Here is a 22,149-nt window from a genome sequence, read left to right on the forward strand (position 1 = left end):
TTCCTTGTGTGTATGGTGTTTTAATTAAGCCAACAGGCTTTGACCGGCGGCATTGCGTTGTGCATTCAAAACGCGGTTGCCTTCGATTTTCAGACGGCCTGCAACAAAGTCGGCAACGGCTTGCGGGAAAAGCTGGTGTTCAACCGTCAGCACGCGTGCGGCAACATCGTCAGCGGTATCGCCGTCCAAAATAGGAACAATGCCTTGTGAAATAATTGGGCCGCAATCCAGCTCGGGCGTCACGAAATGGATGGTGCAGCCTGCCACTCGACAACCTGCTTCCAATGCGCGTTCGTGGGTGTGCAAACCGGTAAAGGAAGGCAGGATGGACGGATGGATGTTTATCAGGCGGTTTTCATAATGTGCGCAGAATTCCGGAGTCAAAATGCGCATAAAGCCCGCCAATACAACCAAATCGGGCTGATAGGCATCGATTTTTTCCATCATAGCCTGATCAAATGCCAGACGCGAGTCAAAGTTTTTATGGTTCAAACTGTCAGTGGCAATACCGCGCTCTGCCGCCCATGCCAATCCGGCTGCGGTCTCGCTGTTGCTCAATACGGCTGCAATGTTGGCATCGGGAATATTGGCATTCACAATCGCCTGCATATTGCTGCCGCGTCCGGAAATAAGGATGACGATATTTTTCATCACAATTCCTTGTTTGTTTAGATAAAAGGCCGTCTGAAACGGAATTTTTCAGACGGCCTTTTATCCGTTGTTTAAGGGCGTAAGCCTTGATTCGGATTATTGAACTTTTTGTACGTCAACTTGTACAGGTTGTTGTGCAGCAGCATCAGGCGCGCCGACTTTAACCAGTTTCACGTCGAATACCAAAGTAGCGTTCGGGCCGATTTTATCGCCGGCACCAACTTCGCGGTAAGCCAATTTGGCCGGGATGTAGAATGTTGCTTCGCCGCCTTCTTTCAAGAGCTGGATACCTTCAGTCCAACCTGGAATCACTTGGCTTACAGGGAAGCTTACAGGGCCGCCGTTGGCTTTGCTGCTGTCAAATACGGTACCATCAATCAGACGGCCTTCGTATTCAACGGTAACGACGTCGTCTTTAGTCGGTTTTTTGCCTTCGCCTTCTTTGGTGATTTTGTATTGCAGACCGGAAGCGCTGGTTTTCACGCCTTCTTTAGTCGCGTTCTCTTTCAAGAACGCTTCGCCTTTTTCCAAGTTTACTTTGGCATCTTCAGCACGTTTGGCAGTAGCTTTTTCTTGTTGCTCTTGCAGGAATTTCATCATCACTTCCTGAGCTTGGGCTTCAGTCATTTTGACTTCTTTACCTTCAAACATGGCTTCCATGGCTTCGGTGAAGACTTTCAAATCGATTTCCGTACCTTGGTCTTTCATTTGTTTCAATGAACGGCCGATGTCCACACCCATTGCGTAGCTGGCTTGTTGGGCAGTAGAACCGATGGCAGAAGCATCTGCAGCCGCATTTGAAGCTGCGGAAGCAGCAGGGGCGTCTTTAGCGGCAGTGTCTTTTTGGTTGCAAGCAGTCAGTGCCAACAAAGCAGACAAAGCCAATGCGCTGAATTTGAAAGTTTTGTTCATGATTATGTCTTTTCTGGAAAGGTCAAAAAAAGGGATTATAGCTGAGTTTGAATGAAATGGAATCAAGGTGGATTAAAATTTGTAAAAGCGCTTATCAAAAACATTAAGGCCGTCTGAAAACAGGTTTCAGACGGCCTACTCTTAGCTATCGATCAAACGATTAATACCAGCCGCGCAGTTTCATTGCTTTTTCAACACGACGGATACTCATCATGTAAGAAGCAGTACGCAGGTCGACATCGTATTCTTGAGCCAAGTTCCAAATATCGCGGAACGCACGACGCAGGACAACGGTTTCTTTCTCTTGAACTTCGTCAAACTCCCAGTAGTAGCCTTGCAGGTTTTGTACCCATTCAAAATAGGATACCACCACGCCGCCGCAGTTTGCCAAAATATCAGGAACAACCAATACGCCGTTTTGACGCAGGATAACGTCGGCTTCTGGAGTGGTCGGGCCGTTTGCGCCTTCAACCACGATTTTCGCGCGGACTTTACCGGCGTTTTCAGAAGTCAGTTGGTTTTCCAGCGCGCAAGGGGCGAGTACGTCCACTTCCAGAGCCAAAAGTTCGGCGTTGCTGATTTCTTTGCCGTAGCCGGCTTCGTTGGTGATGAAACCTTTGGTTTGGAATTCTTTGATGATTGCTTCCATATCCAAGCCGTTTTCGTTGTAGATGGCAACGTCAACAGTAGATACGGCAACGATTTTCGCACCGGCTTTGTGTGCATAGTAACCGGTGTGGTAGCCCACATTACCGAAACCTTGAATGGCGTAAGTAGCACCCTTCACGTCTTTGCCCAGTTTTTCCAAAGCTTGGACGGCGGCGAAGTTTACGCCGTAACCGGTGGCTTCGGTACGCGCCAAGGAACCGCCAAACTCAACCGGTTTGCCGGTAAACACGCCCGGTGCAGAATGTTTCACGACGTTTTCATAGGCATCAACCATCCAAGACATGATTTTGCCGTTGGTGTTCACATCAGGGGCAGGAATATCGATTTTCTCACCGATCAGCGGAGAAATGGCTTCGGAATAAGCGCGGGCGATACGTTCCAATTCTGCTTCGGAATAGTTACGCGGATCCAAAGTAATACCGCCTTTACCGCCGCCGTAAGGAATACCGGCCACGCAGCATTTGATGGTCATCCAGATAGACAGGGCTTTAACCTCGTCCATATTCACATTAGGATGGAAACGCACGCCGCCTTTGTAAGGGCCGACGGCATTATTGTGTTGTGAACGGTAGCCGGTGAAGTTTTCTACTGTACCGTTGTCGAGTTTGACAGGGAAGTTGACTTCCAAAACACGTTGCGGCTTTTTCAAGATTTCAAATACTGCTGGGTCGGCATTCAGACGGTCGCAGGCAGTTTTCACTTGTTTTTGCGCAATTTCAAACGGATTCAGCGTTTCTTTTACAGCAGATGCGGACATGTATTTTTCCTTTTCATACATATGATTAGACGAGAGCCATACACGTTACTATATACAAAAACGGACAAAAATGTAATAGCGTGTAGTCGATAAAAAGCGAATCTATTCATTTATATATGAATTTAGTTTGAGGTCGTCTGAAAATATCGGCACACCAACCAAAAAATTTTCAGACGGCCTAGTATAAATGCTTATCAAACCATTCAAAAAAACACACAAACCCTTTGTTTTTTAATACCTACCAAACCACCCTTTTTGTCGACAAAATCCCTTTCACATTCCCAATAGGCTGACAGTCTTACACCAGCAAAAATTGTTAACAATTTAAACAAACATCTTTTTAAAGAATCGGCAAAACATCGGCAAATCAGGCAAACAATGTTAAAATAACCGCTTAAATAATATGACAGAAAGTTACTCAATGACCACTGCTGCTTTAGAACACGTCCAAGCCGTTGCCTTTGATTTGGACGGTACCTTATGTGATTCCGTTCCCGATTTGGCCGCAGCAGCCCAAGCCATGTGTGCGCACTTGGGTTTACCTGTTTTACCCACCCAAACGGTTGAAAGTTATGTCGGCGACGGCATCAGCAAGTTGGTTCATCGCGTCATTACCAATGATCGTGAAAAAGAAGCCGACCCTGAAATCTGGGAAAAAGGCTTTGTGTTCTTTATGAAATATTATCGCGAGCACTTGAGCGACTTTACCCGCCCCTACCCTGAAACCGAAGCCGGTCTCGGCCTGCTCAAGTCCTTGGGTATTCCATTGGTTGTCATTACCAACAAAAATGAAATTCTGGCTGCTGAATTGCTGAAACAGCTTAATCTCGATGGCTACTTCAGCTTGGTTCTTGGCGGCGACAGCCTGACTGAGAAAAAACCCAGTCCATTGCCGCTTCAACATGCGACCGAAGTTTTGGGCATCGACGTTGCCAATATGCTGATGGTGGGCGACTCTAAAAATGACATTATTGCCGCCAAAGCGGCCGGTTGCTTCAGCGTCGGCGTAACATTCGGCTACGGCGACATGACCTTGCTCTCTCAAGACAAAGCGACCAAACCTGATTTGTTGATTCGCGCCCTGCCTGAAATCTACGAAAATCTGCAACCGCAAAAAAACAAAGACGAAGAATAATTCAACTTTATTTTCAGACGGCCTTTTCGGTTCTTTCACCCAATCAGGCCGTCTGAAAATGTAATTCAATGTAGTTAAAATCCCTCCCCCTTCCATATCCCCATGAAACCTCCCAAAACTTTACGCGCCCGCGCCTTGGATATTCTTTCCCGTCAGGAAGTCAGCCGTGTCAGCTTGAAACGCAAACTGGCTCCACACGCTGAAAGCGAAGAAGAGTTGGAAAAGGTTTTGGACGAATTTGCCGAACGAAATTGGCAATCTGACCAACGTTATGCAGAAGCCTATATTCACAGTAAGAGCAACCGTTACGGCACGCTCCGCCTCAAGCAAGCCTTGGCGCAACAAGGTATCGATGCAGACGACTGTCGGGAATTCTTACCCGACAGGGAGGACGAGCTGCAAACCGCCATTTCCGTCTTGCGTAAAAAATTCAAGCAGGAAGCCCAAGATTTGAAAGAAAAACAAAAACAAGCGCGTTTCCTTGCCTATCGTGGCTTTAGTGCCGACACCATTCAGACGGCCTTAAAAACGGCGTGGAATGAAGACGAAGACTTCTATCAATAATCATTCCCACTTGAATCTTTGCTTCTATCGGCGTACCCTTACGCTTTTATTCAATAATTCAATCAGAGCTTCATCATGTCCGACAAACCGCACGATACACCTAATCCCCTACTCGAAGACGAACGCAAAAATCCTGTTTACCGCTTGGGTCAGGCAGTAGCCGGATTTATGTTGCTGGTTTGGGCCGGCGTTTTGGCCTTGGTTTTCTTCTTGGTTTTCCGTTTTTGGTTGAGTTAAACCCAATCCAATTACAAAAAAGCCATAACCCCTCTTATAAAAAAGCCAACAGCTTTTATTTGTAAGCATCAAAAAGGCCGTCTGAAAACACTTTCAGACGGCCTTTGCTTATAACAAGATTATCCTCGAATCACTTTGCGGATATTTGGATTGGCATGCATTGCATGAATAATCTGATTAACCTGATCCAAGTCTTTGACTTTAATTGTGAATTTAAATTCTACAAAACCTTCCGTTCCTGCTTGCGCTTTGGTTGGCGTATCGACAGATTCGATGTCCGCACCGGAATTGGAAATCGCTTGCGCCATTGAGGCAAGCAAACCATGCGCATCTTCGGATTTGACGTTGAGGATGGTGCGATACGTTTGATTGCGCAAACTGTCCCAGCCCGCATCCAGTTGCTCTTCCGGATCGGCTTTGACCAAAGTTTGACAGGTATCTCGGTGGATAATCATACCCTTGTCTTTGACCAATAAGGCGCGGATTGCATCGCCGGGAATCGGATGGCAACATTCGGCAAAATGAATCCGGCCGGTTTCCTGATCGTTAACTTTGATCGGGCTGAGTTTGACCGCGCTGCCAAAATGTTGGCCTGCCAACTCGGCAATATGCATGGCAACATGTACCGGCAAAGTATGCCCCATACCGACATTGTAAAGAACCTCTTCAAACGAGGTTTGTTTGGTATTCAAATCGGCAAGGTATTTTTCTTTGAGGTCGTCTGAAAGCAGGACGTCTTTCGGCAACAGGCTGGATAAAGCTTTTTGCAGCAGGTTTTCACCCAAAACAACGGCATCGTGACGATTCAGATTTTTAATGTATTGGCGGATGGCGCTGCGCGCACGGCTGGAAACAGTAAAGTTCAGCCATGCCACATTAGGCTTGGCGTGCTCGGAAGTAATGATTTCTACCGTATCGCCGGTTTTCAGCTTGGTTCGCAACGGCATCATGACGTTATTGATACGCGCGGCGACGGTTTTATGACCGATATTGGTATGAACTGCATAGGCAAAGTCAATCGGCGTCGCACCTTTAGGCAAGGTAAGGATATCGCCTTTCGGGGTAACGATATAGACTTCGTTAGGGAACAAATCGACTTTGACATGCTCCAAAAATTCGATGGCATTTGAGCTGCTGGCCTGCAGGTCAAGAATATTTTTCATCCATCGGTTCATATGGAGGACGGCTTGGTCTGGAGTATTTTTACCGGATTTGTAAATCCAATGGCCGGCAATACCGCCCTCAGCCACAGCGTCCATTTCACGCGTACGGATTTGCACTTCGATCGGCAAACCGTAAGGGCCGACCAAGGTCGTATGCAGGCTTTGATAACCGTTGCTTTTCGGAATGGCGATATAGTCTTTGAAACGGCCGGGCTTTGGGTGGTATAAATTATGCAATGCGCCCAACGCGGCATAACAGGCAGGAATGTTGTTTACGATGACCCGAAAGCCGTAGATATCCATCACTTCGGCAAAACGCAGTTTTTTAGCCAGCATTTTTTGATGGATGCTGTATAAGTTTTTCTCGCGGCCTTTGATTTTGGCTTCAATATTGACACCAACCAAACGCTGACTGAATGCACGCAACACTTTGCCGACAACATCGCGGCGATTTTTACGGCTGTTGTCCATGGCTTTTTTCAGGGTTTCGTAGCGTCTTGGGTGGAGGTTTTGGAACGATAGGTCTTGAAGCTCTTGATACGCATTGTTCAGGCCAATGCGGTTGGCGATTTGAGCATAGATTTCGAGGGTTTCTTTGGCGATGCGGCGGCGTTTTTCCGGACGCATAGAGCCAAGGGTGCGCATATTGTGCAATCGGTCGGCAAGTTTGACGACGATGACGCGCACGTCTTTAGTCATGGCGAGGATAAGCTTGCGGAAACTTTCCGCCTGATGCTCGGCATGATCTTCAAATTTGAGTTTTTCCAGCTTGGAGAGGCCGTCTACCATTTCGGCAATGGTATCGCCGAATTCTGCCGCCATTTCGACTTTGGTCACACCCGTATCTTCCAATACATCATGCATAACACCCGCGCAGAGGCCTTGAACATCCATGTGCCAAATCGCAAGCTGCGTGGCAACGGCAAGAGGATGGGTGATGTAGGGTTCGCCGCTTTTACGGGTTTGTCCGTCATGGGCGTGGAAAGCGTAGGCAACGGCTCTTTCAAGCTCGGCCTGCTCGTTGGTATTGAGATAGGATGCGGTGCGAAACAAAAGCTCGCGCGCTTCTGCTGTCAACGGATCATAGGGGGCGGTAGGCAGTGGGGCTGGCATTTTCAGACGGCCTTTTATGGCTATTTTTAAGCCGTCAGACTGTATCGGTTGTGATATCGCACCGATACAGTCCGCGCGGCGGTTTTATCGGTTTGCCGGTTGGTTTATTTGTTGCGAGTCAGCAGCTCTGTTCCGATTTGTCCGGCCGCGATTTCGCGCAGGGCGGTAACGGTTGGTTTGTTGTTGCGGATGTCGTCAACCAAAGGCGTGTTGCCGTTTTCGAGCTGGCGTGCGCGACGGGCGGCAACGAGGGTAAGGTCGAAGTGGTTAGGGATTTTACCTGTGCAGTCTTCAGTAGTAATACGGGCCATGTTTGCTTGCTTTCTTTCTAAGTTTCAAATAAACGGTTATTTTCGCTGTTTTTTAGGAATTTTCCAACAGGTTTGAGATAAATCCCTGTTGAGAGGATTTTTTCAGACGGCCTGCTTTAATAATGTGGAACAAATCGGCTTCGGCACGATCCAAATCGTCATTCACAACGACATAATCGAACAAAACGGATTGCTCAATCTCATGACGGGCTTTTGAAAGGCGTGTTTGAATAACTTCTTCGCTGTCTGTACCACGGCCGATCAGACGTTGCGCTAAAACTTCAAAGGAAGGCGGCAGGATAAAAATGCTGCTGGCCTCAGGCAACGATTTACGCACTTGCGCCGCACCTTGCACATCAATTTCCAAAATTACGTCATAGCCCTCTTCGCTCAACGAATTCACGCCGGCAATGCTGGTGCCGTAATAATTGCCGAACACATTGGCGTGTTCCAAAAAGGCTCTTTGCTCAATCAGTGATTCAAATTCTTCTTTGGGAACAAAGTGGTAATGCACACCATGTGCCTCACCCTCACGCGGCTGGCGCGTAGTATGAGAAATGGAAACACGGATGTCGTCATGATTTTTCAACAGGCGCGACACCAAGGTTGTTTTACCTGTGCCGGAAGCGGCAGAAATAATGTAAATATTGCCTTTTTTATGATTTTGCATGGTGGTTCAGCCGATGGTATGTATCTGTAAATTATAACACAACACAATGTTTCTCGTAATTTCAGACGGTATGTTGCAAAATTTGGCTATTGTATCGATTAATTTGGCAAGTCCGCATATGACCGCTACAATATCGTGTTAAAAACTTTTTGATTTCGGAATGTCGAGATGTTGATTCATCCTGAAGTAATGGGCGTAGAGGCTTTGGCGGACAAAATCCGTAAAATTGAAAACTGGCCGCAAAAAGGGATTTTGTTTCATGACATTACTCCCGTTTTGCAAAGCGCAGAATATTTCCGCCTGCTGGTCGATTTACTGGTTTACCGCTATATGGGGCAGAAAGTTGATGTCGTGGCGGGCTTGGATGCGCGCGGCTTCATCATTGGTGCGGCTTTGGCCTATCAGCTAAACGTCGGCTTTATCCCCATCCGCAAAAAAGGCAAACTGCCGTTTGATACGGTTTCTCAAAGTTACGCTTTGGAATATGGTGAAGCAACGGTAGAAATCCATACCGACGCCATCAAACCGGGCGCGCGCGTTTTGTTGGTAGATGATTTGGTGGCAACCGGCGGCACAATGCTGGCAGGTGTCGAGCTGATCCGCAAACTGGGGGGTAAAGTAATCGAAGCAGCTGCCATTTTGGAATTTACCGACTTGGACGGCGGCAAAAAAATCCGTGAAAGCGGCGCACCGTTATTTACCCTATGCCAAAACAAAGGCTGTATGTAATAAAAAAACCGCAAGCTGATCAGCCTGCGGTTTTTTATGATCAAAATTATTCGAGAACGTATCCGTCTGTATCCCAAAAAGTTTTTTTCACCAACTGGTCGTCTTTATAAACCAACTCAGATTTCTTCGCACCATCATCATACCAATCCAAAATAATGCCGCTGCGTTTACCGTTGCGAATACTCAATTCAGACACGATGCGGCCATTTTCATCCCAACTGATGATCTCCGTCGGTTTATCATTGCTCATCATCATTTCGGTTTTTGGGCTGCCGTCTGAATACCATTGTTTCCAATGACCATTGGCTTTATCGTGCTTAAATTGGATTTCGCTTTCTTTCACACCATTTCGGTAATAGCGGGAACCCACACCCTCACTCAGACCATTTTGATAAGGCATTACCGCAGATTTTTTGCCGTTTGGATACCAGTTAACCCATTCGCCATGCGGTTTGCCGTTGCGATAGCTGCCAACCATCTTTTTCTGACCGTTGAAATGCCACAGGGTCAGCGTACCGTTATCCAACGCCGGCACAAAAACCTTAATCTGACCGGCAGGTACTTCATAAGGATCAGAATATTTCTTCATCGATGGATAGTAAAAATCCTGCACCTGCGCCTTGCCTGCCTCAATCTTGTATTGGCGGACATAAGCAACCGAAGGCATGGTCGCCGTCAGTTTACCGTTTTGATTGAAATAAACGGTATGTTGCTGGGCAAAGGCGGCAACGGGCATACTGAACAAAGCAGCAGCCAACAGGCCTGATTTTAAATAATTATTCATAATATGGAGTTTGGCAGTATATGTTCTACAAAAAGTCAGTAATAAAAATTCACTGACGTTAGAAACTATGATGAATATTATAAGCCATAGTTTCAAAGCCTGCTTGGATTTCATATTCGGCATACCATAGGCATTTGTATTTTCTTAAAATATTAAAATTTTTATAAAACAAAGGCCGTCTGAAACTTTTTCAGACGGCCTTTGTTTTATTTATATCAAAATAAACTATTCTTCACCCAATAATTGCTCGCGAGTCAACAAGAATACAAACCCATCGCCACTGCTGGTTTCCAACCAAGTAAACGGTAATTCGGGATAAGCCGCTTCCAATACCTCACGGTTGTGACCGATTTCAACCAACAATACACCTTTCGGATTCAGATATTTTGCCGCTTGCAGAATGATTTGACGTGTAGCGTCCAAACCATCTTCGCCACTGCCCAAAGCCAATTCCGGCTCATGCAGGTATTCATCAGGCAACGCTTCCACTGATTCCGCATCGACATAAGGTGGATTGGAAACAATTAAGTCGTAGGTTTCATCTAGACCTTCAAACAAATCGGTATGCACCAAGCTGATACGGTCTTCCAAGCCATAATCTTCGATATTGATCGCGGCTACTTCCAGCGCATCCAAGCTTAAATCAACGGCATCGATTTGTGCATCGGGATAGTGATGCGCCATTTGAATGGCCAAACAGCCGCTACCGGTACACAAATCCAAAGCTCGATGCACCAATTCATCGTGTTCAATCCAAGGACGGATACCGTCGCCAAGCAATTCGTAAATAAAAGAACGAGGTACAATAACACGCTCATCGACATAAAAATCAAACTCACCCTGCCATGCCTGATGCGTCAGATACGCTGCAGGAATATGCTCAACTGCGCGACGTTCGATAATCGACAGTACTTCTTCCTTCTCACTTTGCAACAATTTGGCATCCAAATAAGGTTCCAACGTATCCAAAGGCAGGTTCAAAGTATGCAAAATCAGATAGGCTGCCTCGTCATGGGCATTATCACTTCCGTGTCCGAAAAACAGTCCGGCATCATTAAAACGGCTGACGGCGAAACGCAATAAATCGCGAACAGTGGTCAGTTCTTGAGCAGCTTGGTTGAACATAATGTTTTGTCTTGTCAATTTAAGAATATTGAAATTATAACAGAAAGGCCGTCTGAAAACTTTTCAGACGGCCTTCGATTTAATTCAGCTTAAGATTATTTATCGCGGCTGAATACGATTTTGGTAGCTTGGATAGCAACGCAGACAGCACCACCGATGAAGATCAAGTCAGCAGCGGTACGAACCCAACGCAGGGTATCCAAGATTTCCATTTGCAGGAATTCTTCGCTACGCGCATACCACAGACCATGAGTGATAGAAGCGTAAGCTTGAATCACGCCGACCGGCAACAGGCTGATGGCAATCATACCGACCAGACCGCTGTTCAGCAGCCAGAAGCCCCAAGTCATCAGTTTGTCGTCAAATTGAACATTAGGTTTCAGGTAGCGTGCAACCAGCAATACGAAGCCCAGAGCCAAGAAACCGTACACACCGAACAGAGCCGCGTGAGCGTGAACTGCAGTAGTGTTCAGACCTTGGATGTAGAACAAGGAAATCGGCGGGTTAATCAGGAAGCCGAATACGCCGGCACCGATCATGTTCCAGAAGGCAACTGCTACGAAGCACATCAGAGGCCAACGCAGACGTTTCGCCCAGTCGGACAGGTGTTGGTAAGACCAGTGTTCGTAAGCTTCACGACCCAGCAGAACCAAAGGCACAACTTCTAAAGCGGAGAAACATGCACCGATTGCCATAGAAGCGGAGGTAGAGCCAGAGAAGTACAAGTGGTGCAATGTACCTGGGATACCGCCCAACATAAAGATGGCGGCAGCAGCCAGAGTAGAAGCAGTAGCAGTACTACGACGGACAAAGCCCATGTTGTAGAAGATGAATGCGAAAGCGGCAGTAGCGAACACTTCGAAGAAGCCTTCTACCCACAGGTGAACCACCCACCAACGCCAGTATTCCATCACAGCGATTGGAGATTTCTCACCGTAGAACAGACCGGGAGCATAGAACACACCCACACCGACCATAGAAGCTACGAAGATAGCCAACAGGTTTTTGTCTGTACCTTTTTCTTTAAAGGCAGAGACGGTGCAACGCAACATCAAGAACAGCCACAACAGCAAGCCGACCATCAGCAGAAGTTGCCAGAAACGACCCAAATCCAAGTATTCGTAACCTTGGTGACCGAACCAGAAGTTCAGCTCAGGTGGAATGATGTGAGTCAAAGCAAAGAAGTTACCTGCGTAAGAACCGCCGACTACGATGAACAGGGCGATGTACAGGAAGTTCACACCGGCACGTTGGAATTTAGGATCTTTACCGCCGTTCACAATCGGAGCCAAGAACAGACCTGCTGTCAGGAAGCCGGTTGCAATCCAGAAAATAGCGGATTGGATGTGCCAAGTACGGGTCAGTGCATATGGGAACCAGTCGGCCATTTCAAAGCCCAGTGCGGTATCGATACCGTAGAAGCCTTGACCTTCGACAGTATAGTGAGCGGTCAAACCACCCAACAGTACTTGTACGACAAACAGCGCAACAGTCAGGAATACATATTTACCCAACGCTTTTTGAGAAGGAGTCAGTTGTACTTTAGAGATAGGATCTTCAGTAGGTACTTCAACCTCTTCATGTTTGGTCAAGAAAGAGTAACCCCACATCAGCAAGCCGATACCCATCAGCAACAATACCACGCTGGTGAAAGACCACATGTAGTTTTCAGTAGTCGGTACGTTGTTGATCAAAGGCTCGTGCGGCCAGTTGTTGGTGTAAGTGAAGTTCTCGTCAGGACGGTTGGTCGAAGCAGACCAAGAAGTCCAGAAGAAGAAGTTGAACAGTTTTTCACGCGCTTCTGGGCTTGGCAATGTATTGTTTTTCATTGCAAAGTGTTCACGAGTGGTTTGGAACTTAGGATCGTCGCTGTACACACCGTGGTAGTAAGGCAGGATGCTTTCGATCGCTTTCACACGGGTTTCGCTGACAACGACAGAACCATCTTCCTTAACACGGCTTTGGTTGCGGTATTCGTCAGCCAAACGTGTTTTCAGAACAGCTTGTTCTTCAGGAGAAACTTCGTCAAATTTTTTGCCGTAAGTTTCTTGCGCAGTCAGATCCAACCATGCAACCAGCTCGCGGTGCAGCCAGTCGGCAGTCCAGTCCGGAGCTTGGTATGCACCGTGACCCAATACAGAGCCGACTTCCATACCGCCGGTAGTTTGCCATGCAGATTGACCTGCCAAAATATCGTCTTTGGTCATCAAGACTTTGCCGGATGCAGAAACGACTTGTTCAGGGTATGGCGGAGCCTTTTTATAGACTTCGCTACCCATATAACCAAGAATGGTAAAGCATACTGCCAGCACGGCAAACAGCAAGTACCAAAGCTTCTTGTACTGTCCCATTTTAAGTACTCCTTAATTTTGGTAAAAAGTGGTTGGGTGGTATTAATTCATCAAATATGAATGTTAAAGATTGTATCACGATTTAATAAGTAAAGAAATATTTTGTCAATAATATTCCTTTAAAACCATTAACTTATATGATATTGATTCCCATTTGCTTATACAAACCCTCCTTTATCGTATTTTGTGTTAAGTTTTCGCTAACATTTTCACACAAAAATAAACTTTTCGATGTATTTTTTTATACTTCTAAAGGAGTATTTAGGGATTAAAAGATTCATATTCCCTGAACAATTTGATTTACATCAAAATATGACCAAACAAGCGCCTACATAATCATACAAAATTTCAAACCATCCTATCAGGATCTTACTTTTCTTACTATAAGGAAACTTTAAACATGAAACGCCAAACCTTAGCCGCACTTATCGCTTCTGTATTTGCACTGGCCGCATGCGGCGAGCAAGCTGCTAAACCTGCTGAAACTCCAGCTGCTCCCGCTTCTGCTGAAGCTCCTGCTGCTTCCGACTCACAAGCTGCTGCCGAGACTCCTTCTTCAGAACTGCCTGTAATCGATGCTATCATGACTCACGCTCCGGAAGTTCCACCTCCAACTGATCGCGATCATCCGGCTAAAGTACGCGTTAAAATGGAAACCGTTGAAAAAACCATGACCATGGAAGACGGTGTTGAGTACCACTACTGGACATTCAACGGCGACGTTCCAGGTCAAATGATCCGTGTACGCGAAGGCGATACTGTTGAAGTTGAATTCTCTAACAATCCTTCTTCTACCGTTCCTCATAACGTTGACTTCCACGCTGCAACCGGTCAAGGCGGTGGTGCAGAAGCTAGCTTTACTGCTCCTGGCCATACTTCTACCTTCAGCTTCAAAGCACTGCAAGCTGGTTTGTACATCTACCACTGTGCCGTTGCTCCTGTAGGTATGCACATCGCCAACGGTATGTACGGTTTGATCTTGGTTGAACCTAAAGAAGGCCTGCCTAAAGTGGACAAAGAGTTCTACATCGTACAAGGTGACTTCTATACTAAAGGTAAAAAAGGTGCTCAAGGCCTGCAACCTTTCGATATGGATAAAGCGATTGCTGAACAACCTGAATACGTTGTATTCAACGGTCACGTAGGCTCTATCGCCGGCGACAACGCTCTGAAAGCTAAAGCTGGTGAAACCGTTCGTATGTACGTTGGTAACGGTGGTCCTAACTTGGTATCTTCTTTCCACGTTATCGGCGAAATCTTCGACAAAGTATATGTTGAAGGTGGTAAACTGATTAACGAAAACGTACAAAGCACAGTTATTCCTGCCGGTGGTGCCGTTATCGTTGAATTCAAAGCCGACATCCCGGGCAGCTATACTTTGGTTGACCACTCTATCTTCCGTGCGTTCAACAAAGGTGCTTTGGGTCAATTGAAAGTTGAGGGTGATGAAAACCCTGAAATCATGACCAAAAAACTGAGCGACACCGCTTACCAACCTGCCGGTGCTGCCGCTTCTGCTCCAGCAGCTGCGTCTGGTGCTTCTGAAGCCGCTAAATAATCTCTCGGTTTAATACGCCAAGCCACTGCTGCCCTACTCTTTAGAGCTGCAGTGGCTTCCATCACGATTAGTCTTCCTGTTCAATCAGACAGATTGATTTTTCAGACGGCCTTGTTATGATTAGGCTATCTAAAAAATAAATTTCCTGTTTCAATCGATAATAAGGGCGTACCATGAAACTCATACGACTCCTCCTCTTAGGCTGTGCCTTAATCTGCGGCAATACATTTGCTGCCGAAATGGTAAAAATCGAAGGAGGCAGCTATCGTCCCCTCTATCTCAAAAAAGACACTTCCCTTATTAAAGTCAAACCCTTCCAGCTTGACAAATATCCAGTAACCAATGCCGAATTTGCCGAATTTGTAAAAACACATCCACAATGGCAAAAAGACAAAATCAGTTCCAAACACGCTGAAAAAGCTTACCTGAAACATTGGGTGAAAAACGGCAGCAACAGTTTTGCACCTAAAGCCAGCGAACTCAAACATCCGGTAACCAATGTTTCATGGTTCGCCGCGAATGCCTACTGCGTTTCCAAAGGCAAACGCCTGCCGACTATTGACGAATGGGAATTTGCAGGCTTGGCTTCTGCCACTCAAAAAGACGGCTCTTCCGAGCCTGGCTACAACCGTACCATCTTAGACTGGTATGCAGACGGCGGCCGCAACGGCCTGCACGACATCGGTAAAAACAAACCCAACTACTGGGGCGTATACGATATGCACGGCCTGATTTGGGAATGGACTGAAGACTTCAACAGCAGCCAACTCTCTGCCGGCTCGTCCAACACACAAATGTTCTGTAGCGGCGCATCCGTGGGCTCAAGCGACCCGTCCAACTATGCGGCATTCTTACGCTACGGCATCCGCACCAGCCTGCAGTCCAAATATGTTTTAAATAACTTGGGCTTCCGCTGCGCGAGCAAATAAAGTTTAGTTTTTATCACCAAAGCAGCTTTGGCGGTACTGAAAGGTATCGCCGCTTTTTTTGGCCGTCTGAAAAGATATAGCGCACAAAGACAAATTGTGGCATAATCCGCCCGTCTTTATAAAAAGGCACTTAGGAGTTTGCTTAGGTCGTTCGGCTTGGCAAACTTGTCCGAACCTGGAAAGGTTCTTTTATTTTCGGAGTTATCCATCATGGCATTGACCGTAGAACAAAAAGCACAAATTGTTAAAGATTTCCAACGCAAAGAAGGCGATACCGGCTCTTCTGAAGTACAAGTCGCTCTGTTGACTTTCCGCATCAACGACCTGACTCCTCACTTCAAAGCCAACCCTAAAGACCACCACAGCCGTCGTGGCCTGTTGAAAATGGTTAGCCAACGTCGTCGCCTGTTGTCTTACCTGCGTCGTACTCAGCCTGATACTTACCGTACACTGATTACCCGCCTGGGTTTGCGTAAATAATTTATGCTTAAATCAACACCGCCTTCGGGCGGTGTTTTTTATTAACATACCGATGTCGTCTGAAACATAGGCCCACGCTCTGTGTTATACTTCCACACGCTTAAGCAGCAAGGCTTAAATTTCCAATCACTCCTTAAAGCTCCCATCAAAGCGAGAATCTGAATTGTCTGTTCATTCCATGTTGCACTCAGGAAAATTTTGGCTGAAAACCCTGGTTTTCAGCATTGCCGTGCTTTTATGCCTCGCGGCGGTCTTGAGTGCCTTAATGTTCCGCATATTCAATACAGAAAACATCGACGCATTCATACAGAAAAACTTTTCTGCCCATGGCTGCCAAGTCAAATACAATGCCAATATCAGCAGAAAATGGCTGCCGCGCCCTACGCTTATTTTAAAAGACCTAAGCCTTTCATCTTCCGAACCAGACACTCCGACGCTGAACATTGCCGAATCCAAAATGGGTTTTGGCTGGAGCAGCCTATGGTCAGACGCCCCCATTCTTGAAAAATGGATTCTTTCCAATCCGTCTCTGAGGCTGGGTCCCAAGAACCACCTGCCTGCCTGCCTGCAACAAAACCATGCATCAAAAGAAAGCTTCCAGCTTAACCGCATCATCATCAATAACGGCAGCATCCGCTATCACAATAAAGAACAAGATATTGCCTTAAACGATCTTCAATTTTCCCTGCGCAGAGCCGATTCAGACGGCCGTCCATTCGATATCAGTGGCACACTGAAAAACATAGGCAACCCCATCAGTTGGCAAGGCGTCGGCCATCTTGTACAAGATGATGCCGGCTGGAGCGTTCCCGCCCTCAAATTAAACCTGCAAACCGTATTACTCAAAAACAAGCTGGATGCCCAAATCGCAGGTAGCCTTAATTGGCAAAACCAAACCGCCCTTTTCCGCGACTTTAATCTGCAAGCCGAAAGCGACTATCAAAACTTGCATATCAATGCACGTTCTCCCCTCTTGCAATTCAAAAACGGTTATTTGCACCTCAACACACTCAACGGCGCATTGACCGCCGGCAGTGAAAACAACCAATGGGACGGTTCATTCAAACTGGACAAAACCAACCTCTATCCAACCGTTTTGACCGCCGCCAATTTTGAAATCAAAGGCAGCCATAAAAACGACCGCCTCCAAACCAACTTTACCTTTTCCAGCCCGTTGGTTTGGCAAAAAGGCAAAGGCATCGATGCGCCCAAACTGCACCTCAGCACCCTGCAAGACACCATCAACCGCCTTCCCCGCCCCCGATTTATCAGCACCCTTGAAGGACAGGCCAATTTCAGCCTCAATACATGGGAAGGCCGTCTGAAAGGCGCATTTGACAGACAAGCCCTCGCCTTGGCCTTTAAATACCAACGCGATGCCCAACCTCGTCCACACCTTGACGCCGGTATCGCCTTACAAAAACTCAACCTGACCCCTTACTTGGAAGATCTGAAAACCCAGCCATCGCTGAATCTTCCTTCCCTGCTGGCCAAATCCTGGTTGCCCGACATTGAGGCCAATCTCCAAATCGGCAGCATTCAAACTGCCGGCCTGCAATTAGAAAACATCGAATCCCTGCTCACCGCCGATAAAGAACATATCGCCCTACACCGTTTCAAAGCCGGGCTTTATGGCGGCAAAACTGAGGGCGGCCTGAGTATTGCGGCGACCCAACCTGCTTCCTACCACCTTCAGCAAAACGCAAAAGGCATACAAATTCAGCCGCTGCTGCAAGACCTGTTCGGCTTCCACAGCTTCAGCGGCAGCGGCGACGCCGTTATCGACATTAAAACCACCGGCAACGACCGCACCCAAATGATACAAGCCCTAAACGGCAGCCTGCTCCTCGATATCACAAACGGTGCATGGCACGGTATTGATATGGACAGCATTCTGAAAAACGGCATCTCTTCGGAAAAAATCGACAACAGCAACCTCAAAACCCCTTTCCATCATTTCACCCTCAATAGCGAAATCGAGAAAGGCATCAGCCATCACATCAACACCGAACTGTTTTCCGACAGCCTGCACGTTGTCAGCAGCGGCTATACCGATTTGAATACCCAAAAGCTATCGGAAAATCTGCTTATCAGCAACGTGCTGCAACCTAAAAACAAACCGATTCCCCTAAAAATCGGCGGAACCGTACAAAACCCTTCCATTACCCTCGACTACAGCCGTTTGACCAATGGCATGAACACGCCTGCAGAAAAACAAAAAGCCCTGCAAGAAACCATACAAGAACAATGGAAGTGGCTCAAACCGCGCTAGGTTTTCAAGTCAAAGGCCGTCTGAAACCCAAAAAGTTTCAGACGGCCTTTTAACAGATACATTGTCAGATAAAGATGTTTACTGAGGAATGACCATATACACAATCAGTGCAACAATGATGGCAAACCATATCGCCAACATTATCAAGCCTTTTTTGGAGAGTTTTCTTTTTCTCCAATCGAGCCTCAATATTTCTACCGTACCCTCAAACATAGACCAAATCATTTCCATCAATATTTGCAGTAGAAATTCCAATAAATCCGACATCTACAAACCCAAACGCTCCCAAATCTCATCGATTTTGGCCGTAACGGCAGGGTCTTTTTTGATCACACGCCCCCATTCGCGGTCGGTTTCACCCGGCCATTTGTTGGTCGCATCCAAACCCATTTTGCCGCCGAGTCCGCTGACAGGGCTGGCGAAGTCGAGATAATCGATGGGCGTATTTTCTACCAAAACAGTGTCGCGTACAGGGTCCATGCGCGTGGTTACCGCCCAGATGACTTCTTTCCAATCGCGCACGTCCACATCGTCATCAACCACGATGATGAATTTAGTGTACATAAACTGGCGCAGGAACGACCAGCAACCCATCATCACGCGCTTGGCATGTCCGGCGTACTGTTTTTTCATGCTGACCACCGCCATGCGGTAGGAGCAGCCTTCGGGCGGCAGGTAGAAATCGGTGATTTCGGGGAACTGCTTTTGCAAGAGCGGTACGAACACTTCGTTCAACGCCACGCCCAAAACGGCAGGTTCATCGGGCGGTTTGCCTGTGTAGGTGGAATGGTAAATCGGGTTTTCACGCATGGTGATGCGTTCGACCGTAAACACGGGGAAATGGTCCTGCTCATTGTAATAGCCGGTGTGGTCGCCGTATGGGCCTTCCAACGCGGTTTCGTTCGGATGAATCACGCCTTCCAACACGATTTCTGCACGGGCAGGCACTTGCAAATCGTTGCCGATACATTTCACCAGCTCCGTCCGCGAACCGCGCAGTAGTCCGGCAAACTGGTATTCGCTCAAAGTATCGGGAACAGGCGTTACAGCGCCCAAAATGGTGGCAGGGTCGCAACCGAGTACGACGGCGACGGGATACGGCGTATCGGGATTGAGTTTTCGGAATTCCTGATAATCCAACGCGCCGCCGCGATGCGACAGCCAGCGCATAATCAGCTTGTTTTTGCCGATTAATTGTTGGCGGTAAATGCCGAGATTTTGGCGTTTTTTGTGCGGACCGCGTGTGACAGTCAAGCCCCACGTTACCAGCGGCGCAACGTCTTCCGGCCAGCAATGCTGAATCGGAAGTTTATACAAATCAACGTCTTCACCTTCCCACACGATTTCCTGACACGGCGCATTTTTCACCACGTTCGGCGCCATGCTCCAAATATCTTTCAACAGCGGCAGTTTGGAAAACGCGTCTTTAATGCCTTTAGGCGGTTCGGGTTCTTTCAGGTACGCCAGCGTCTGCCCGATTTCGCGCAGCTTGGACACACTGTCCGCACCCATGCCCAGCGCCACACGTTCGGGCGTGCCGAACAGGTTCGCCAACACGGGATAATCATAACGCGTACCGTCAGGCTTAATCGGGTTTTCAAACAACAACGCCGGCCCTTCGGCACGCAGCACGCGGTCGGCAATTTCGGTCATTTCCAAATGCGGCGACACCGGATGCTGAATGCGCTTGAGTTTGCCATCAGCTTCCAATCCGGCGATAAATTCTCGCAAATCTCTGTATTTCATGATTTCATTTTCCTGAACAGGCCGTCTGAAAACAGACTTCCATTTCGGGTTTGAAAGATAAACCAGCAGCTATTGTACCTGCCAAATCTGTTCAAATCCCAACTTTCCACGTCCGAATTTCGAGTTTTTTTTTGCAAACTACCGTCAAATTTAAACAATATCTGCTTGTGATTGCTTTCAGACGGCCTTATCTTTGGTAAAATTCCAACTTAATCCAATCATCAATCCATATTTATCGTGGGACGGCGGCCATGTTTGCAATTTTAGAATCTTTTTTCGTTGAATACGGCTATGCGGCCGTGTTTTTCGTTTTGGTTATTTGCGGCTTCGGCGTGCCGATTCCTGAAGATTTGACACTGGTAACCGGCGGTGTGATTTCCGGCCTGGGTTATACCAACTCGCATATTATGTTTGCCGTCGGCATGCTCGGCGTATTGGTAGGCGACGGCTTTATGTTTGCGGCCGGCCGGATTTGGGGACAAAAAATCCTTAAATTCAAACCGATTGCGCGCGTGATGACGCCCAAACGCTATGCCCAAGTACAGGAAAAATTCGACAAATACGGTAACTGGGTTTTATTCGTCGCCCGTTTCCTGCCCGGCCTGCGTACTGCCGTTTTCGTGACCGCTGGCATCAGCCGTAAGGTTTCCTACCTGCGCTTTATCCTGATGGACGGCTTGGCCGCGCTGATTTCCGTTCCGGTTTGGATTTATCTGGGCGAATACGGCGCACGCAATACCGACTGGCTGATGAAAAAAATGCATAGCCTGCAATCAGGTATCTTTACCGTACTGGGCATCGGCGCAGTCATTGTCGGCTGGATTTGGTGGAGAAAACACCGCCGCCATACCTTCTTCCGTGAAAAATTACACGAAAAATGCGCTGAAAAAGCCAAAAAACAAGCCAATCAATAAACCATTCCAGGCCGTCTGAAACATTTTTCCGCTTTCAGACGGCCTCTATCATTGACCCAAAACACCATGAAACAAAAAATCTTCGTCCTCTACACCGGCGGCACCATCGGCATGACCCAAAGCAGCGCCGGCCTACGTCCCGACACCGCCCTCGTCGATAAAGCCCTTGCCCCCTTTTCAGACAGCCTTGATTTCGAATGGCACGTTTGCCAGCCGCTCATCGATTCTTCCGCAGTAACGCTGCAAAACCAACGCGACTGGTTGGAACTTATTATCGCCAAGCTGCCTGACTATGACGGCATTTTAGTGCTGCACGGCACGGATACCATGGCGTACACCGCCAACCTCTTCGCCCTTTCGCTGCAAGGTTTGGACAAACCCGTTATCCTGACCGGCTCGCAATGGCCTTACGATGCCGCCAACAGCGATGCGCCGCGCAACCTTGCTACCGCCGTTTCTTCTTTCTCGCTCAAACTCAAACAAGTGGCGATTGCCTTTAACGGCAAGCTCTTCCCAGCCGTCGGCAGCAGCAAGGTCAGCACCGAAACCGCCGCAGGTTTTGACAACCTGCATTTTGGCGCACTCGCCGAATGGGAGGAAAACAAAGGTTGGCACAATATCCGTACCGCCCTGACCGAACATTCAGACGGCCTCAAACCGCGTCTTCCAAATCCTGAAGCAAAAGTTTCCGTCCGCACGCTGATTCCCGGTTATGCCGCACAAGAACTTTCAGACGGCCTGCCCCAACTTTCCGCCCAAGCCCTAATCCTGCAAAGCTACGGCCACGGCAATGCGCCGAGCAACGATGCGTTTGTCCGAGCCGTCCAAGCCTTTACGCAACAAGGCAAATTGCTGCTCAACATCAGCCAAGTGCCGCAAGGTTGCGCCGCCGCCGTCTATGCCCAAGGCGATGCTTTGCGTCAGGCAGGTATCATCAACGGCGGCAAATGCAATCTCGAAACTGCCACTGCGCTGATGACCCTCGCCGTATCTCATGACTGGAATGCGGATAAGATAGAAGAAATATTGGAAACTATAAAATTAATTTGAATTTCACAATATTTTCATAATAGCCAAAT

Annotated in this window: 20 protein-coding genes; 10 read left to right on the plus strand and 10 right to left on the minus strand. The window is 47.6% G+C overall.

Annotated elements, in window-relative coordinates; translation table 11 throughout:
- Window positions 1–24 precede the first annotated feature (24 nt).
- The 3 genes from purN to ACTHSX_RS01420 form a co-directional block, all read right to left on the minus strand.
- Window positions 25–651, minus strand: coding sequence for a phosphoribosylglycinamide formyltransferase (purN, locus tag ACTHSX_RS01410; protein WP_070749076.1), 627 nt, complete (start codon window positions 649–651; stop codon window positions 25–27).
- Window positions 652–747: 96 nt separating this feature from the next.
- Window positions 748–1,563 carry an FKBP-type peptidyl-prolyl cis-trans isomerase gene (locus ACTHSX_RS01415; protein ID WP_049329867.1) on the minus strand — a complete coding sequence of 272 codons (816 nt, stop codon included), beginning with the start codon at window positions 1,561–1,563 and terminating at the stop codon, window positions 748–750.
- Between the two features lie 160 nt (window positions 1,564–1,723).
- Window positions 1,724–2,989 carry a Glu/Leu/Phe/Val family dehydrogenase gene (locus ACTHSX_RS01420; RefSeq protein WP_039861976.1) on the minus strand — a complete coding sequence of 422 codons (1,266 nt, stop codon included), beginning with the start codon at window positions 2,987–2,989 and terminating at the stop codon, window positions 1,724–1,726.
- 421 nt (window positions 2,990–3,410) lie between these two features.
- Here ACTHSX_RS01420 and ACTHSX_RS01425 point away from each other — a divergent pair, with 421 nt between their 5' ends.
- From ACTHSX_RS01425 to ACTHSX_RS01435, 3 genes are all read left to right on the plus strand, one after another.
- Complete coding sequence (locus ACTHSX_RS01425; RefSeq protein WP_311457833.1) at window positions 3,411–4,124, plus strand: phosphoglycolate phosphatase; 714 nt, start codon at window positions 3,411–3,413, stop codon at window positions 4,122–4,124.
- A 102-nt stretch (window positions 4,125–4,226) separates the two neighbouring features.
- A complete protein-coding gene (gene recX / locus ACTHSX_RS01430; RefSeq protein ID WP_063076013.1) occupies window positions 4,227–4,688 on the plus strand; it encodes a recombination regulator RecX in 462 nt (153 codons plus the stop codon).
- Between the two features lie 75 nt (window positions 4,689–4,763).
- Window positions 4,764–4,925, plus strand: a complete 162-nt coding sequence (locus ACTHSX_RS01435) for a hypothetical protein (RefSeq protein WP_039861975.1) — start codon at window positions 4,764–4,766, stop codon at window positions 4,923–4,925.
- A gap of 119 nt (window positions 4,926–5,044) precedes the next feature.
- On the opposite strand, the gene ACTHSX_RS01440 is transcribed toward ACTHSX_RS01435, so the two are convergent.
- From ACTHSX_RS01440 to gmk, 3 genes are all read right to left on the minus strand, one after another.
- A complete protein-coding gene (locus ACTHSX_RS01440; protein ID WP_440376522.1) occupies window positions 5,045–7,201 on the minus strand; it encodes a RelA/SpoT family protein in 2,157 nt (718 codons plus the stop codon).
- Between the two features lie 104 nt (window positions 7,202–7,305).
- On the minus strand, window positions 7,306–7,512 hold the full coding sequence (gene rpoZ, locus ACTHSX_RS01445; RefSeq protein ID WP_003682294.1) for a DNA-directed RNA polymerase subunit omega: 207 nt from the start codon (window positions 7,510–7,512) through the stop codon (window positions 7,306–7,308).
- Window positions 7,513–7,564: 52 nt separating this feature from the next.
- A complete protein-coding gene (gene gmk / locus ACTHSX_RS01450) occupies window positions 7,565–8,182 on the minus strand; it encodes a guanylate kinase (RefSeq protein WP_003686079.1) in 618 nt (205 codons plus the stop codon).
- Window positions 8,183–8,350: 168 nt separating this feature from the next.
- Between gmk and ACTHSX_RS01455 the strand changes: the two genes are divergently transcribed.
- Complete coding sequence (locus ACTHSX_RS01455; protein ID WP_070591027.1) at window positions 8,351–8,911, plus strand: adenine phosphoribosyltransferase; 561 nt, start codon at window positions 8,351–8,353, stop codon at window positions 8,909–8,911.
- A gap of 46 nt (window positions 8,912–8,957) precedes the next feature.
- Here ACTHSX_RS01455 and ACTHSX_RS01460 read toward each other — a convergent pair whose 3' ends face one another.
- From ACTHSX_RS01460 to ACTHSX_RS01470, 3 genes are all read right to left on the minus strand, one after another.
- Window positions 8,958–9,695, minus strand: a complete 738-nt coding sequence (locus ACTHSX_RS01460; RefSeq protein WP_003686026.1) for a toxin-antitoxin system YwqK family antitoxin — start codon at window positions 9,693–9,695, stop codon at window positions 8,958–8,960.
- A gap of 225 nt (window positions 9,696–9,920) precedes the next feature.
- Window positions 9,921–10,820 carry a 50S ribosomal protein L3 N(5)-glutamine methyltransferase gene (gene prmB / locus ACTHSX_RS01465; RefSeq protein WP_440376521.1) on the minus strand — a complete coding sequence of 300 codons (900 nt, stop codon included), beginning with the start codon at window positions 10,818–10,820 and terminating at the stop codon, window positions 9,921–9,923.
- A gap of 95 nt (window positions 10,821–10,915) precedes the next feature.
- On the minus strand, window positions 10,916–13,171 hold the full coding sequence (locus tag ACTHSX_RS01470) for a nitric-oxide reductase large subunit (RefSeq protein WP_440376520.1): 2,256 nt from the start codon (window positions 13,169–13,171) through the stop codon (window positions 10,916–10,918).
- A gap of 400 nt (window positions 13,172–13,571) precedes the next feature.
- Here ACTHSX_RS01470 and nirK point away from each other — a divergent pair, with 400 nt between their 5' ends.
- From nirK to ACTHSX_RS01490, 4 genes are all read left to right on the plus strand, one after another.
- Window positions 13,572–14,729, plus strand: coding sequence for a copper-containing nitrite reductase (gene nirK, locus ACTHSX_RS01475; protein WP_440376519.1), 1,158 nt, complete (start codon window positions 13,572–13,574; stop codon window positions 14,727–14,729).
- Between the two features lie 173 nt (window positions 14,730–14,902).
- Window positions 14,903–15,658 (plus strand): formylglycine-generating enzyme family protein, encoded by a 756-nt coding sequence (locus ACTHSX_RS01480; RefSeq protein ID WP_440376518.1) that lies wholly within the window; start codon window positions 14,903–14,905, stop codon window positions 15,656–15,658.
- Between the two features lie 210 nt (window positions 15,659–15,868).
- A complete protein-coding gene (rpsO, locus tag ACTHSX_RS01485; RefSeq protein ID WP_003679932.1) occupies window positions 15,869–16,138 on the plus strand; it encodes a 30S ribosomal protein S15 in 270 nt (89 codons plus the stop codon).
- Between the two features lie 178 nt (window positions 16,139–16,316).
- Window positions 16,317–18,410: an AsmA family protein gene (locus tag ACTHSX_RS01490; protein ID WP_440376517.1), complete on the plus strand. Its 2,094-nt coding sequence runs from the start codon at window positions 16,317–16,319 to the stop codon at window positions 18,408–18,410.
- A 267-nt stretch (window positions 18,411–18,677) separates the two neighbouring features.
- On the opposite strand, the gene ubiD is transcribed toward ACTHSX_RS01490, so the two are convergent.
- Window positions 18,678–20,156 carry a 4-hydroxy-3-polyprenylbenzoate decarboxylase gene (gene ubiD / locus ACTHSX_RS01495; protein ID WP_440376516.1) on the minus strand — a complete coding sequence of 493 codons (1,479 nt, stop codon included), beginning with the start codon at window positions 20,154–20,156 and terminating at the stop codon, window positions 18,678–18,680.
- Between the two features lie 251 nt (window positions 20,157–20,407).
- Here ubiD and ACTHSX_RS01500 point away from each other — a divergent pair, with 251 nt between their 5' ends.
- Together ACTHSX_RS01500 and ACTHSX_RS01505 are read left to right on the plus strand one after the other, a co-directional pair.
- Window positions 20,408–21,070 (plus strand): DedA family protein, encoded by a 663-nt coding sequence (locus ACTHSX_RS01500; protein ID WP_440376515.1) that lies wholly within the window; start codon window positions 20,408–20,410, stop codon window positions 21,068–21,070.
- A 66-nt stretch (window positions 21,071–21,136) separates the two neighbouring features.
- Complete coding sequence (locus tag ACTHSX_RS01505) at window positions 21,137–22,120, plus strand: asparaginase (RefSeq protein WP_440376514.1); 984 nt, start codon at window positions 21,137–21,139, stop codon at window positions 22,118–22,120.
- The last annotated feature ends 29 nt before the right edge of the window (window positions 22,121–22,149 follow it).

The organism is Neisseria sp. P0014.S002 (assembly GCF_051958295.1).
Taxonomy (GTDB): Bacteria; Pseudomonadota; Gammaproteobacteria; order Burkholderiales; family Neisseriaceae; genus Neisseria; species Neisseria flavescens_B.

Bases quoted from the DNA above. Each gene is read 5' to 3' on its own strand.
- purN (WP_070749076.1), bottom strand. From the start codon at position 651: ATGAAAAATATCGTCATCCTTATTTCCGGACGCGGCAGCAATATGCAG.
- ACTHSX_RS01415 (WP_049329867.1), bottom strand. From the start codon at position 1,563: ATGAACAAAACTTTCAAATTCAGCGCATTGGCTTTGTCTGCTTTGTTG.
- ACTHSX_RS01420 (WP_039861976.1), bottom strand. From the start codon at position 2,989: ATGTCCGCATCTGCTGTAAAAGAAACGCTGAATCCGTTTGAAATTGCG.
- ACTHSX_RS01425 (WP_311457833.1), top strand. From the start codon at position 3,411: ATGACCACTGCTGCTTTAGAACACGTCCAAGCCGTTGCCTTTGATTTG.
- recX (WP_063076013.1), top strand. From the start codon at position 4,227: ATGAAACCTCCCAAAACTTTACGCGCCCGCGCCTTGGATATTCTTTCC.
- ACTHSX_RS01435 (WP_039861975.1), top strand. From the start codon at position 4,764: ATGTCCGACAAACCGCACGATACACCTAATCCCCTACTCGAAGACGAA.
- ACTHSX_RS01440 (WP_440376522.1), bottom strand. From the start codon at position 7,201: ATGCCAGCCCCACTGCCTACCGCCCCCTATGATCCGTTGACAGCAGAA.
- rpoZ (WP_003682294.1), bottom strand. From the start codon at position 7,512: ATGGCCCGTATTACTACTGAAGACTGCACAGGTAAAATCCCTAACCAC.
- gmk (WP_003686079.1), bottom strand. From the start codon at position 8,182: ATGCAAAATCATAAAAAAGGCAATATTTACATTATTTCTGCCGCTTCC.
- ACTHSX_RS01455 (WP_070591027.1), top strand. From the start codon at position 8,351: ATGTTGATTCATCCTGAAGTAATGGGCGTAGAGGCTTTGGCGGACAAA.
- ACTHSX_RS01460 (WP_003686026.1), bottom strand. From the start codon at position 9,695: ATGAATAATTATTTAAAATCAGGCCTGTTGGCTGCTGCTTTGTTCAGT.
- prmB (WP_440376521.1), bottom strand. From the start codon at position 10,820: ATGTTCAACCAAGCTGCTCAAGAACTGACCACTGTTCGCGATTTATTG.
- ACTHSX_RS01470 (WP_440376520.1), bottom strand. From the start codon at position 13,171: ATGGGACAGTACAAGAAGCTTTGGTACTTGCTGTTTGCCGTGCTGGCA.
- nirK (WP_440376519.1), top strand. From the start codon at position 13,572: ATGAAACGCCAAACCTTAGCCGCACTTATCGCTTCTGTATTTGCACTG.
- ACTHSX_RS01480 (WP_440376518.1), top strand. From the start codon at position 14,903: ATGAAACTCATACGACTCCTCCTCTTAGGCTGTGCCTTAATCTGCGGC.
- rpsO (WP_003679932.1), top strand. From the start codon at position 15,869: ATGGCATTGACCGTAGAACAAAAAGCACAAATTGTTAAAGATTTCCAA.
- ACTHSX_RS01490 (WP_440376517.1), top strand. From the start codon at position 16,317: ATGTTGCACTCAGGAAAATTTTGGCTGAAAACCCTGGTTTTCAGCATT.
- ubiD (WP_440376516.1), bottom strand. From the start codon at position 20,156: ATGAAATACAGAGATTTGCGAGAATTTATCGCCGGATTGGAAGCTGAT.
- ACTHSX_RS01500 (WP_440376515.1), top strand. From the start codon at position 20,408: ATGTTTGCAATTTTAGAATCTTTTTTCGTTGAATACGGCTATGCGGCC.
- ACTHSX_RS01505 (WP_440376514.1), top strand. From the start codon at position 21,137: ATGAAACAAAAAATCTTCGTCCTCTACACCGGCGGCACCATCGGCATG.